Here is a 14,112-nt window from a genome sequence, read left to right as displayed (position 1 = left end):
CTGATACGGTAGCAAGGGTCATTTTTGTTTTTAAAAGCAAAAAGCCGAACAGAAATGTTTAGAAAACTTGGACGGAGGTGTAAAAATGAGTGCAATTTTAGATGCTAAGAAATCTACAGTTGATGAAATTACAGCGAAACTTACTGACAGCGCATCTACGATCATCGTGGATTATCGTGGACTTAACGTATCGGATGTTACTGAACTTCGTAAACAATTACGTGAAGCAGGAATCGATTTTAAAGTCTACAAAAACACAATGGTTCGTCGTGCCGTTGAAGCAAAAGGTTTTGAAGGTCTTGAAGAAGTCTTGACTGGACCAAACGCGATTGCTTTCAGTAATGACGATGTTGTCGCACCAGCTAAAATTTTGAACGACTTTGCGAAAGATCACGAAGCGCTTGAAATTAAAGCAGGTATCATCGAAGGACAAGTTTCTTCGATTGATGAAGTCAAAGCTCTTGCAACACTTCCATCGCGCGAAGGCTTGCTATCAATGCTTTGCAACGTCTTGCAAGCTCCAGTTCGCAACCTTGCTCTTGCTACAAAAGCAGTTGCTGACCAAAAAGCTGAACAAGAAGCTTAATTTAGTAAGGGAAATCAGTCCCTATCAAAAAACAATAAATGGAGGAATTTTAAAATGGCTTTAAACATTGAAGAAATCATTGCTTCTGTTAAAGAAGCATCTGTACTAGAACTTAACGATTTAGTAAAAGCAATCGAAGAAGAATTTGGCGTAACTGCTGCAGCTCCTGTAGCTGTAGCTGCTGCTGGTGCTGCTGGCGGCGCTGCTGAACAAACTGAATTCACTGTAGAACTAGCTTCTGCTGGGGATTCTAAAATCAAAGTTATCAAAGTGGTTCGTGAAATCACTGGTCTTGGCTTAAAAGAAGCTAAAGAATTAGTAGATAACGCTCCAAAAGCGCTTAAAGAAGGCGTAGCTAAAGAAGAAGCTGAAGAAATTAAAGCTAAACTTGAAGAAGTTGGCGCTAACGTAGAAGTTAAGTAATTTCTGCTGACAGCTAAGTTTCGGGCCTGCTGGGATTCATTTCTCGGCAGGCTTTTTGTATGGTAGAATAACTAAGATGAGGAGGGGAAAGAAGAACGATGGCAAATAATCACTATTTTACTAACGATGCAAGCTTGAAATCGAATCGACAAACTTTTTCGTTTCGCTTGCGCGATCGAGATTTTTCTTTTATTAGCGATGATGGCGTTTTTTCGAAAAAGACGGTCGATTTTGGCTCGCGTCTTCTGATTGAAACCTTTAAAATTGATGCGGCTTCTGGGAAAATACTGGATGTTGGAGCAGGGTATGGCCCAATTGGGCTTGCGCTTGCTGGAGCGTATCCTCAGATGCAAGTTGAAATGGTGGATGTCAATTTGCGTGCACTTGAGCTTGCAAAAGAAAATGCGGCGTTAAATCGAATTGAAAATGTATCAATTTATGAGAGCTCGGTTTATGAGGAAGTATCAGATGCGGACTTTGCAGCGATTGTCAGCAACCCGCCGATTCGTGCTGGGAAGGCTGTTGTACATGCGATACTTGAAGGTGCTTATGAACGGCTTGTCGCTGGAGGCGAGCTTTGGATTGTTATTCAGAAAAAACAAGGTGGACCTTCGGCGGCAAACAAGATGGAGCAAGTATTTGGGAATGTTGAGATCATGAAAAAAGATAAGGGCTATTATATTTATCGTAGCAGAAAAGATGCTTAATCAGATAGGCATCTTTTTTGAATCATGTAGGTTGACATTTAATGGTGAATGTTGTAATATAGTAAAATGCCAAAAGAATCTAGACTGTTTTTTCGCATGCCCATTTTTCAATGGAAACTGAGGAAAATGAAGCGTTTACAGCGATTTTGGTTAAATAAAAGATATGGATGTGGTTTTCAAGGTGCTGACAAAAACGGAATGTATTTTCGCGATTGTCGTGAAACTTTTTTAGGAAAGTATCAAGCAAGATGAAATCCGCTTTCTTTTTGTCTAAAACAGCCTAGACGATTTTAATAGTTCCACTTGTGTTTTTACGCAGATGAAAGAAGTAAGAGTGAGCAGGCAGCAGGAAACTTTTGATGAACGGACGTTTAAGCGGGTATTTTTTACACGTGTAAAAAGCTCTTTAGTTTAAACGCCGGGTGCGGGGGGTTCCACTGTTTTGCGGATGTGTGTAAAAGCAGAGGTGTGCTTATAAATTTAAAAAATTTGAGGGGTGAAGAGTTTGTCAGGACATGATGTACAATACGGCAGACACCGTAAGCGTAGAAGTTTCGCTCGGATTAGTGAAGTTTTAGAGTTGCCGAATTTGATCGAAATTCAAACCGCTTCTTATCAGTGGTTCTTAGATGAAGGTCTTAGGGAAATGTTCCGCGATATTTCTCCAATTGAAGACTTTGCAGGAAATCTATCACTTGAGTTTATCGATTATGATCTCGGCGAGCCGAAATATTCGGTTGAAGAGTCTAAAAACCGTGATGCTAACTACGCAGCTCCGCTTCGTGTGAAATTGCGCCTAATCAACAAAGAAACTGGTGAAGTAAAAGACCAAGAAGTCTTCATGGGAGATTTCCCGTTAATGACGGAAATGGGAACATTCATTATTAATGGTGCTGAACGTGTTATCGTTTCGCAACTTGTTCGTTCGCCAGGGGTTTATTTCAACGATAAAGTGGACAAAAACGGTAAAAAAGGTTTTGGTTCGACGGTAATTCCAAACCGCGGAGCATGGCTTGAATACGAAACGGATGCGAAAGATGTTGTTCACGTTCGTATCGACCGTACGCGTAAATTGCCGGTTACTGTTCTTCTTCGTGCTTTAGGTTTTGGTTCTGACCAAGAAATCATTGATTTAATCGGAGATAATGATTATCTTCGCAACACGCTCGAAAAAGACAATACTGACAGCGCTGGAAAAGCTCTTCTTGAAATCTACGAACGGCTTCGTCCAGGCGAACCGCCAACTGTAGAAAATGCAAGAAGCTTACTGATTTCCCGCTTCTTCGATCCAAAACGTTATGATCTTGCAAGCGTTGGACGCTATAAAATTAACAAGAAGCTTCATTTGAAGAACCGCTTGTTTAATCAAACACTTGCTGAAACATTGGTTGACCCTGAAACTGGGGAAATCATCGCATCGAAAGGTGATATTCTTGATCGCCGTAAACTAGATGCAATCATTCCTAATCTTGAAAACGGTGTTGGCTTCCGCACACTTCGTCCAACTGACGGTGTAATGGAAGACAGTGTTCTTGTTCAATCAATTAAGATTTATGCGCCAGATGATGAAGAGAAAGAAATCAACATCATCGGTAATGCTTACATTGATGAAACAGTGAAACATATTACGCCATCTGATATCGTATCTTCAATTAGTTATTTCTTCAACTTGCTTCACGGTGTTGGCGACACGGATGATATTGATCACCTTGGAAACCGTCGTCTTCGTTCTGTTGGGGAATTACTGCAAAATCAATTCCGGATCGGCTTATCTCGGATGGAGCGTGTGGTTCGCGAGCGGATGTCTATCCAAGACATGAGTACAATTACGCCACAACAACTCATTAATATTCGTCCGGTAGTCGCTTCGATCAAAGAGTTCTTCGGAAGTTCGCAATTATCGCAGTTCATGGATCAATCGAATCCGCTTAGTGAACTGACGCATAAACGTCGTCTTTCTGCGCTCGGACCTGGTGGTTTGACGCGTGAACGTGCCGGCTATGAAGTTCGTGACGTTCACTACTCTCACTATGGTCGTATGTGTCCAATTGAAACGCCGGAAGGTCCGAATATCGGGCTGATTAACTCGCTGTCTTCTTATGCGAAAGTTAACCGTTTCGGGTTCATTGAAACACCTTACCGCCGCGTTGATCCTGAAACGCATCAAGTAACCGATACGATTGATTATTTGACTGCTGATGAGGAAGATAACTACGTGGTTGCGCAAGCAAACTCGAAGCTAGATGAAAACGGGGTCTTCACGGAAGAAGAAGTTATGGCTCGTTTCCGTTCTGAAAACCTTGCTGTAGATAAAGAACGTGTCGATTACATGGACGTATCACCGAAACAAGTTGTATCGGTTGCGACGGCTTGTATCCCGTTCCTTGAAAATGATGATAGTAACCGTGCCCTTATGGGTGCGAACATGCAGCGTCAAGCTGTACCGCTTATGCATCCGGAAGCACCATTTGTCGGAACAGGTATGGAACACGTATCTGCAAAAGACTCAGGAGCTGCTGTTGTTGCGAAGCATGACGGAATTGTAGAACACGTTGAAGCACGAGAAATCTGGGTTCGACGCGTATCTATGGTTGATGGTAAAGAAGTGACTGGCGGAATCGACAAATATACGTTACGGAAATTTGTTCGTTCGAACCAAGGAACTTGTTATAACCAACGTCCAAACGTTGCTGAAGGAGACCGCGTTGTAAAAGGCGAAATCCTTGGTAACGGTCCTTCGATGGATTCAGGCGAACTTGCGCTTGGAAGAAACGTTCTCGTTGCTTTCATGACTTGGGATGGCTATAACTATGAGGATGCCATCATCATGAGCGAACGTCTCGTGAAAGATGATGTCTATACGTCGATTCATATTGAAGAATTTGAATCCGAAGCTCGTGATACAAAACTCGGACCTGAGGAAATGACTCGCGATATCCCTAACGTTGGGGAAGACGCACTTCGTGACCTCGATGACCGTGGTATTATCCGTGTCGGAGCTGAGGTTAAAGATAATGACCTTCTTGTAGGGAAAGTAACGCCTAAGGGGGTAACGGAACTTACGGCTGAAGAACGCTTGCTTCATGCGATCTTTGGTGAAAAAGCACGTGAAGTGCGCGATACTTCACTTCGTGTCCCTCACGGCGGCGGTGGAATTGTCCTTGACGTGAAAATCTTTACACGTGAAGCAGGCGATGAGCTTCCTCCAGGTGTAAACCAACTCGTAAGGGTCTATATCGTTCAAAAACGTAAGATTCACGAAGGAGACAAAATGGCTGGACGTCATGGTAACAAAGGGGTTATCTCGCGTATCTTGCCAGAAGAAGATATGCCGTTCATGCCAGACGGAACGCCAGTTGATATCATGCTTAACCCACTAGGGGTACCATCACGGATGAACATCGGGCAAGTGCTCGAACTCCATCTTGGAATGGCTGCACGTAAACTAGGTATTCATGTCGCTACACCGGTATTTGACGGTGCTAACGAAGAAGATGTTTGGAGCACGGTAGAAGAAGCTGGAATGGCTCGCGATGCGAAGACAATCCTTTATGATGGACGTACTGGGGAACCATTTGATAATCGCGTTTCTGTCGGGGTTATGTATATGATCAAGCTTGCCCACATGGTTGATGATAAACTTCATGCTCGTTCAACTGGACCATACTCACTCGTAACACAACAACCGCTTGGTGGTAAAGCACAATTCGGTGGACAACGTTTCGGGGAAATGGAAGTATGGGCACTGGAAGCTTATGGTGCTGCTTATACCTTGCAAGAAATTCTAACGATTAAATCAGACGATGTTGTTGGTCGTGTGAAGACGTATGAAGCTATTGTAAAAGGCGAAAGTGTGCCGAAACCAGGCGTGCCAGAATCATTCCGCGTACTCATCAAAGAACTTCAAAGTCTTGGGATGGATGTTAAGATTCTTTCTGCAGACGAGGAAGAAATCGAGATGCGTGATACAGAGGATGACGACTTCGGTGGACAAAACGAAGCTTTCAATATCGTGAAGCCGGAAGAAACTACCGAGCAGGTTGATTAACCCGCCCGAATTTATAAACTCCAATATAGATTAAAAACGAATGTTTTTGCCGATAAACGAAGCGCTCTTTTTAGAACCGGTGATTTTTAGCAGAAAGAAACGCCAAATTCTGCTTGGAATCCCGGCTCAAAAAGGCGCAACCAAAATTAGGAGGTAGGGCACTTGATAGATGTTAATAATTTTGAGTATATGAAAATAGGTCTAGCATCTCCGGATAAAATCCGTTCATGGTCGCACGGTGAAGTGAAAAAGCCTGAGACAATCAACTATCGTACGCTTAAGCCTGAACGTGATGGCCTGTTCTGTGAACGTATCTTCGGTCCAACAAAAGACTGGGAATGTTCTTGCGGAAAATACAAACGTGTACGCTATAAAGGTGTTGTTTGTGACCGCTGTGGTGTTGAAGTAACAAAATCGAAAGTTCGTCGCGAACGTATGGGACATATCGAACTTGCTGCTCCTGTATCGCATATCTGGTACTTTAAAGGTATCCCAAGCCGTATGGGTCTTGTGATGGATATGAGCCCGCGTGCGCTTGAAGAAGTCATTTATTTTGCTTCTTATGTGGTCACTGAACCAGGTGATACACCACTTGAAAAGAAACAGCTTCTTTCTGAAAAAGAATACCGCGTTTATCGCGAAAAATATGGTCAGACTTTCCAAGCCGGAATGGGTGCGGAAGCGATCAAAAAACTTCTTTCTGATATCAATCTTGAAAAAGAAACGGATGAACTGAAAGAAGAGCTTAAAACAGCTCAAGGACAACGTCGTACGCGTGCCATTCGTCGTCTTGAAGTTATGGAAGCGTTCCGTAACTCAGGAAATGAACCTAGTTGGATGATTCTTGATGTTCTCCCGGTTATTCCGCCAGAACTTCGTCCAATGGTTCAACTTGAAGGCGGTCGCTTTGCTACGAGTGATTTGAATGACTTGTATCGTCGTGTAATCAACCGGAATAATCGTTTGAAACGTTTGCTTGATCTTGGTGCTCCAACGATCATCGTGCAAAATGAAAAACGGATGCTACAAGAAGCGGTCGATGCGCTAATTGATAATGGTCGTCGTGGTCGTCCGGTAACTGGACCAGGGAACCGTCCGTTAAAATCTCTTTCGCACATGTTGAAAGGGAAGCAAGGTCGATTCCGTCAAAACTTGCTCGGTAAACGGGTAGATTACTCTGGACGTTCGGTTATCGTCGTAGGACCTAATCTTAAAATGTACCAATGTGGTCTTCCAAAAGAAATGGCGCTTGAACTCTTTAAGCCGTTTGTGATGAAAGAGCTTGTTGGTCGCGGACTTGCGCACAATATTAAGAGTGCAAAACGCAAAATTGAACGTATGGCGCCAGAAATTTGGGATGTGCTTGAAGAAGTTATTCGTGAGCATCCAGTTCTCTTGAACCGTGCCCCTACGCTTCACAGACTTGGTATCCAAGCCTTTGAACCAACGCTTGTTGAAGGACGCGCAATTCGTCTTCACCCGCTCGTATGTACAGCTTATAACGCTGACTTTGATGGTGACCAAATGGCGGTTCACGTTCCACTTTCGGCAGAAGCGCAAGCGGAAGCACGGATTTTGATGCTCGCTGCTCAAAATATCCTGAATCCAAAAGATGGTAAACCGGTTGTTACACCTTCACAAGATATGGTGCTCGGGAACTACTATTTGACGCTTGAACGTGAAAATGCAGTCGGCGAAGGAATGATCTTTAAAGACCTTAACGAGGCGAACTTAGCTTATCAAAATGGCTACGTTCATCTTCATTCTCGTATTGCTGTCTATGCCGGATCGATTCCAAACGAACGCTTTACCGACAAACAACGCGGGCAGCTTCTAATTACGACGGTTGGTAAGCTGATCTTTAACACAATTTTACCAACATCGTTCCCTTATATTAATGAACCGACCAAGTATAACTTGGAAATTGAAACGCCTGAGAAATACTTTGTGGACACAACGACGGATGTGAAAGAGCATATTGCGAAACAGCCGCTTGTTGATCCATTCAAGAAGAAAATTCTCGGAAATATCATTGCGGAAGTCTTCAAACGGTTCCACATTACGGAAACTTCGAAAATGCTTGACCGGATGAAAGACCTTGGATTCAAAATTTCAACAAAAGCAGGGATCACAGTTGGTATCGCCGACATCCTGACATTGAATGAAAAACATGAAATCCTTGAAGAAGCGCATGATATGGTTGAAAAAATTACGAAACAATTCCGTCGCGGTTTGATTACAGACGAAGAAAGATACGAACGCGTTATCGGCGTCTGGAATGCTGCAAAAGATGAAATTCAAGAAAAACTGATCGTCAGCTTGGAACGCCTAAATCCAATCTTCATGATGCAAGATTCCGGAGCTCGTGGTAACATCTCGAACTTCACTCAGCTTGCCGGCATGCGTGGACTGATGGCTGATCCATCTGGACGTATCGTAGAACTTCCAATCACATCAAACTTCCGTGAAGGGCTGACTGTCCTCGAATACTTCATCTCGACTCACGGAGCGCGTAAAGGTCTTACCGATACAGCCCTTAAAACGGCCGATTCTGGTTATCTTACTCGTCGTCTTGTTGATGTGGCGCAAGATGTTATCATTCGTGAAGACGATTGCGGAACGGACCGCGGACTTACAATCAAAGCGATTCGTGAAGGCACAGAAATCATCGAATCCCTTGAAGAACGTCTTGAAGGTCGTTATGCGCGTAAAACAATTCGTCACCCTGAAACAGGAGAAATCCTTGTTGCAGAAAACGATTTGATTACAGAACCAATTGCTCACAATATTGTGGAAGCAGGCATTGAAGAAGTTTCTATCCGTTCTGCCTTCACATGTAATACGAAACACGGCGTATGTAAAAAATGTTACGGTAAAAACTTGGCAACAGGTACCGAAGTTGAAGTTGGGGAAGCAGTGGGAATCATTGCCGCTCAATCAATCGGGGAACCGGGAACACAGCTTACAATGCGTACGTTCCATACCGGTGGGGTTGCCGGAGACGATATCACACAAGGTCTTCCACGTATCCAAGAAATCTTCGAAGCGCGTAATCCGAAAGGTCAAGCAACAATCACTGAGGTAGCTGGTGAAGTTGTTTCGATCGAAGAAGGACGTGACCGCGGACAAGAAATCACGATCCAAGGTACAGATGACCGCCGTAGCTACACCGTTCCTTATACAGCGCGCTTGCGTGTTCAAGAAGGTTCATTTGTAGACCGCGGGGAAGCTTTAACGGAAGGTTCGATTGATCCGAAAGCATTGATCCGTGTTCGTGACGTATTATCCGTTCAAGAATACTTGCTTGCCGAAGTACAAAAAGTTTACCGGATGCAAGGGGTAGAAATTGGGGATAAACACGTTGAAGTAATGGTTCGCCAAATGCTTCGCAAGATCCGCGTAATGGATACAGGGGATACAGATATCCTTCCTGGAACATTGATGGATATTCACACCTTTACAGAAGCAAACCGTGATGCGCTTATGAATGGCAGACAGCCGGCAACTGGTCGTCCAGTCCTTCTAGGGATCACAAAAGCTTCACTTGAAACCGATTCGTTCTTGTCAGCGGCATCGTTCCAAGAAACTACACGTGTTCTTACAGACGCAGCCATCAAAGGAAAACGTGATGAGCTACTTGGTCTTAAGGAAAACGTTATTCTTGGTAAACTTGTCCCAGCCGGAACAGGAATTGGCCGTTATCGCAAATTAAAATCACAAGTTGTGGGAGCGACACCCCAAGAAGATACAGAAGAAACCACAAATGCGTAATATTTTTTGAAAAAGCCGTCCAAGTTTTTACTTGGACGGCTTTTTTTGTGTCTAACCAATCAATACGCAAAATACAGTTATAAAGGATTTTTACATGATTTCCATTGGTTGCAAAGCAAACTTGTTGGTCAATCAAGTCAGCAGCATTGGGAGCACGATAACGCTCTAATTTTTTAACAATTTTATATAAGACTTTTATCAAAACAGCTTGTTTTACTTCAATTCCTACTTAATTCCCATTAGAAACACATACCTCACCGAAGCAGTATTCGAATTAAGATATCGGCGTAAGGCTTTTTCAATACTTCGTAATTTCACTAGCAGCATTTACATTGACAATGTACGCATTATTTCCGGTTTCTTTTATGACGCGAATCATTTCATTTTTAGGAATGGATACGCATCCGGCTGTTGGCTGACCGTTATCAACGTGTAAGAAAAATGCCGAGCCCGCACCTTTTACAACAGGATTCGTATTGTAGTTGATTACGCGCGCATATTGATACTGCACCGGATAGCTCGCTAAATGTTCATCCGCATTTGAGATTTTAAACTCGCGCCACGTGTTGTAGTAAGGACTCGATACGGTTGATATCCAGTAGCTGCTGTTTGTAATTTTTTTGAAAGTTGAGGCGGAACTGGGGTTACTCGTTCCAAAGCTGAATCCAAGCTTGTAAGAGCCTTTTGGCGTGAAACTCGTAGTTTCACTAGCGGCACCCACTCCTTTGCTCCCAACATGCCCTTGTACGACGAATTTAGTGTTCCAGACGCCGTAAGCTTTTTGCCAGAAGGTGACAGTTGCCTTTGAACCATTTCCAACCACCGTTAGAATTTGATCGGTTTTCTTTGCAGTCGGCGAACTGGCAATGGTTTGTTCCCCAATTCGGAGTGCGCGTTTGTCGACATAACCGATTGTTTTTCCTGCATAAGAGAACTTGACGTAAGTTGCCCGCGGCGTTACTTTTTCTTCAAGTACCGTTACGGCGCGGTTCAAGTAGCTACTTGACATGGTTAAATATTTGTAACCCGCAGTCATGTATGGCGCGCTGTAGATGCCATCCGTTTTTGAAGTCATTACAGCATGATAGTTTGTCGCTTTGGTTGACGTTACTTTTTCAGGTGCTTTAAGCGCGCGTTTATCTACATAGCCGATCACTTTTCCGTCCACCGCGAATTTGACATAAGTCGCGCGAGGTGTCACTTTTTCCTCGAGTACAGTCACGTAGCGGCTAAGGTAGCTGGCCGAGTTTGTTAGGTACTTATAGCCGAGTGTGTTGTACGGGGCGGTGTAGACCCCATCTGTTTTGGTAATGATAATCGCGCCATAGTTAGCGGTTTTTGTCGACGTTATTTTTTCATAAATTCGCATCCCGTTCTTGTCCATGTAGCCAATCACTTTACCGCCAACCATAAATTTGACGTAAGTTGCCCGAACTGTTTTCACTTCCTCGGTCACTTTTATATTTTGATTGAGGTAAGTTTTCGAGGACGCAAGCCACTTATAATTCGGTGTTTTGTATGGCCGCGTGTAAATGCCATCTGTTGCCCGCGTTACTTTGGCATCATAACTGACTGTCTTTGTTGAAAGTACGGTTTCATACGATGCGGCGTTTGCCTGCTGTCCCCCTAAGAAGCCGAAAAATACTGCGAATCCAATTGCAATCCCGATGATCCATTTTCTTTTTCCCATCATCAAACTCCTTTCTCATTACGCTACTTCTATTATACCGATAATGGTTTAGGTTTTCGGAGTTGTAAAGGAAATGTAACGAAGGAGATATATGGAAAACTTTTTAATTTCTAGTTTTTCATTCAAGGGTAGATGTGAAAAAATTGCAGAAACACCCGTTTGGCCTTGTTTGCATCATTTCCAAAGTTAATATTTTATATAGAATAAAAGCCTTGTGTCTCATTGAGTACACAAGGCTTTTATCAAAATTAATCTAAATCTGCACCGTTTGAAGCAATGACTTTTTTATACCAGTCAAAGGAATCTTTCTTTGAGCGTTTCAGCGTTCCGCTTCCGTCGTCCTCTTTATCGACATAAATAAAACCGTAGCGCTTCGACATTTCGCTTGTTGATGCACTGATAAGGTCAATTGGCCCCCAACTTGTATAGCCCATCAAGTCAACGCCATCTGCAATCGCTTCACGCATTTGTTCGATGTGTTTACGCAAATAATCAATCCGGTAATCATCGTGAATTTTACCGTCTGCTGTCACCGTATCATACGCGCCAAGTCCATTTTCAACAATGAAAAGCGGAAGCTCATAACGTGTATAAAAGTCGTTTAGCGTGTAACGTAATCCTTTTGGATCAATTTGCCAGCCCCAATCAGAAGTTTCTAGGTATTCATTTTTGACGCCGCCCATAAAGTTTCCACCTGCTGTTTGTCCAGCTGGATTAGCGGAAGCAGAAAGCGACATGTAATAGCTGAACGATATAAAATCAACGGTATGTTCTTTCAAGATTTCATCATCGCCAACTTCTTTTTGAATCGTAATATCGTGGTCAGAGAAGAAACGCTCCATGTAGCTTGGATACTCGCCGCGTGCTTGAACATCTGTGAAAAATAAATTTTGCTGATTAATTGATTGTGCCAACAGGATATCATCTGGATTATTTGTTGCCGGATAAGTGGCCATCCGAGCAAGCATACAACCGACTTTTACGTCTGGGATAATTTCGTGTGCCAGTTTTGTTGCAAGCGCGCTTGCAACAAATTGATGATGCCCAGCTTGGAATGAAAGTTCAAGCTTGTTTTTAGCATCTTCCGTTAAAACACCGCCGCCTGTATAAGGACTGATTGCGATAATATTAATTTCGTTAAACGTCAGCCAGTACTTAACCTTGTCTTGATAGCGTTTAAAAACTGTTTCTGCATATTTAGTGAAGAACCCAATAACACGCCGATCCGCCCAGCCGTTATATTTTAGTGTTAAATTAAGCGGTGTTTCATAGTGGGAAAGCGTAACAAGCGGTTCAATTCCATATTTTAGCAACTCGTCGAAAACAGCATCATAAAATGCCAAACCTGCTTCATTTGGTTCTTTATCGTCCCCGTTTGGAAAAATTCGCGACCATGCGATGGAAAGTCGAAATGTCTTGAATCCCATTTCCGCAAACAAAGCAATATCTTCCTTATAATGATGATAAAAATCAATACCTTCTCGTTTCGGGAAGCGAATATCTGTTTCTTGCCCCGCCAAAATCGCATCAATTTCTGCTTTTGTCACATCAAGTGCATGCCCGTTTTTACGTTTTTCTTTTGGAATAAACCTAACCATATCTGCCGTTGTTAATCCTTTTCCGTCAAGATCGTAAGCGCCTTCAACTTGGTTTGCAGCAGTTGCTCCTCCCCATAAAAAGCCTTCAGGAAAGCCGTTTTTCATTTTTGTCATGTTTGTCACTCCTTTATGATCTATCTCACATTTTTATCCTACAGTATGTAATGCATTACATGTCAAGCGTATAATTTTCATAGCCGGAAATTGCTAAAAACTGCATTATTCGGTACACTTTAGAAAAGAGCGAATGGGAGGAACGTAATGAAAACCAGAGAACGCATCATCGAATCGGCCATAGAAGTCATTCAAGATGAAGGAATCGCCAATTATAGCCTAGCAAAGGTGGCAAAGAAAGCCGGAATGACGAAAGCCGCTATCTTTTATCACTTTGAAAATAAAGATGAGTTAACGCTCTCTTTGATTCATTACACTATTCAAGCTTACGAACACATTTTACAAGAAGAATTTGAGAAAACCGATGAAAAAACGAACTTTCCCTTCACAGAAGCTTATGTAAATGGGAATTTACGCCAGCTCGATGATAAAAACCTAGTGGGTCTTCACGGTGCACTCCTAGCTACCGTTGTCTCCGGCGAAGTGGGAAATCATGAATGGCATGACGCCTACGCGCACGATTTTAACCGTCTCGTTCCAGAAATCGGTGCTGATCAAGCAGAGCTGCTTCGCTACGCGATCGACGGCATGTGGCATGCAAGAATCCTTGGAATGCCAGAATTTGAAGCTGCGAACCGTAAACAAGTTGCCGATTTTTTGATGGGTATTATTAAGCAAAAAAAATAAAGCATTTTTCTTGCTTTCTATATAGTTTAGGACTAAACTATAGATAGCAAAGGAGGCCGATCAAAATGGTAAAGTCAGAAGAGAGGCTTGGAATCTTGTTATGGTTTCGGCTCAGCCGCTTTTATAACTTAAATATCAAAAAAACCAACCAAAACTTAAAAGAAGCGGGAATTTCAACGGCCATGTTTGATTGTATCGCTCAAATCGGACTAGGGAACAGTTTGACACAGCAAGCACTCGGCGACAAACTTGTCGTCACGAAAGGTAATATTACACAGTTGCTTGTCAAACTCGAAAATTTGGGGCTCGTAAGGCGCGAAAAAATCGGTCGCGAAAAGTTTATCTCACTAACAGAGAGCGGCGAAGATTATTATAAAAAATATGTGCCAGAGCAGGAATCTTTCCAGCAAGAACAATTTAGCAAATTAACGCGTACAGAACAAAAAGAACTACTGCGCTTACTAAAAAAACTCGATTAATCGGAGGGA

9 protein-coding genes and 1 other annotated feature (1 of these 10 only partly in view) are annotated in these 14,112 nt (G+C 42.9%); of the genes, 7 read left to right on the top strand and 2 right to left on the bottom strand.

All coding sequences use genetic code 11. From position 1 onward, the window contains the following. Window positions 1-36, top strand: a sequence feature (ribosomal protein L10 leader region) (it extends 107 nt beyond the left edge of the window). A 49-nt stretch (window positions 37-85) separates the two neighbouring features. From rplJ to rpoC, 5 genes are all read left to right on the top strand, one after another. Further along, window positions 86-586, top strand: a complete 501-nt coding sequence (gene rplJ, locus MFLO_RS01240) for a 50S ribosomal protein L10 (RefSeq protein WP_036095758.1) — start codon at window positions 86-88, stop codon at window positions 584-586. Window positions 587-640: 54 nt separating this feature from the next. Then, the gene (rplL, locus tag MFLO_RS01235; RefSeq protein ID WP_036095756.1) at window positions 641-1,009 is read left to right on the top strand and encodes a 50S ribosomal protein L7/L12; all 369 of its coding nucleotides are present in this window, start codon (window positions 641-643) and stop codon (window positions 1,007-1,009) included. A 98-nt stretch (window positions 1,010-1,107) separates the two neighbouring features. Next, window positions 1,108-1,716, top strand: a complete 609-nt coding sequence (locus tag MFLO_RS01230; RefSeq protein ID WP_036095755.1) for a class I SAM-dependent methyltransferase — start codon at window positions 1,108-1,110, stop codon at window positions 1,714-1,716. Window positions 1,717-2,212: 496 nt separating this feature from the next. After that, window positions 2,213-5,764, top strand: a complete 3,552-nt coding sequence (rpoB, locus tag MFLO_RS01225; protein ID WP_149022937.1) for a DNA-directed RNA polymerase subunit beta — start codon at window positions 2,213-2,215, stop codon at window positions 5,762-5,764. Window positions 5,765-5,926: 162 nt separating this feature from the next. Next, the gene (rpoC, locus tag MFLO_RS01220) at window positions 5,927-9,535 is read left to right on the top strand and encodes a DNA-directed RNA polymerase subunit beta' (RefSeq protein ID WP_036095751.1); all 3,609 of its coding nucleotides are present in this window, start codon (window positions 5,927-5,929) and stop codon (window positions 9,533-9,535) included. Between the two features lie 298 nt (window positions 9,536-9,833). Here the strand turns inward: rpoC and MFLO_RS14425 are convergent, their stop codons facing one another. Beyond that, window positions 9,834-11,225 carry a GW dipeptide domain-containing protein gene (locus tag MFLO_RS14425; RefSeq protein WP_051993390.1) on the bottom strand — a complete coding sequence of 464 codons (1,392 nt, stop codon included), beginning with the start codon at window positions 11,223-11,225 and terminating at the stop codon, window positions 9,834-9,836. Window positions 11,226-11,473: 248 nt separating this feature from the next. Continuing rightward, window positions 11,474-12,937 carry a glycoside hydrolase family 1 protein gene (locus MFLO_RS01210; protein WP_036095750.1) on the bottom strand — a complete coding sequence of 488 codons (1,464 nt, stop codon included), beginning with the start codon at window positions 12,935-12,937 and terminating at the stop codon, window positions 11,474-11,476. A gap of 147 nt (window positions 12,938-13,084) precedes the next feature. Between MFLO_RS01210 and MFLO_RS01205 the strand changes: the two genes are divergently transcribed. Continuing rightward, window positions 13,085-13,624 (top strand): TetR/AcrR family transcriptional regulator, encoded by a 540-nt coding sequence (locus MFLO_RS01205; RefSeq protein ID WP_036095749.1) that lies wholly within the window; start codon window positions 13,085-13,087, stop codon window positions 13,622-13,624. A gap of 65 nt (window positions 13,625-13,689) precedes the next feature. Further along, window positions 13,690-14,103: a MarR family winged helix-turn-helix transcriptional regulator gene (locus MFLO_RS01200; protein WP_036095747.1), complete on the top strand. Its 414-nt coding sequence runs from the start codon at window positions 13,690-13,692 to the stop codon at window positions 14,101-14,103. The last annotated feature ends 9 nt before the right edge of the window (window positions 14,104-14,112 follow it).

The sequence above is a fragment of the Listeria floridensis FSL S10-1187 genome (assembly GCF_000525875.1).
GTDB classification, from domain to species: domain Bacteria; phylum Bacillota; class Bacilli; order Lactobacillales; family Listeriaceae; genus Listeria; species Listeria floridensis.
Note: the sequence above shows the minus strand (reverse complement) of the source record. Positions and strands in the feature narration are given on the sequence as shown.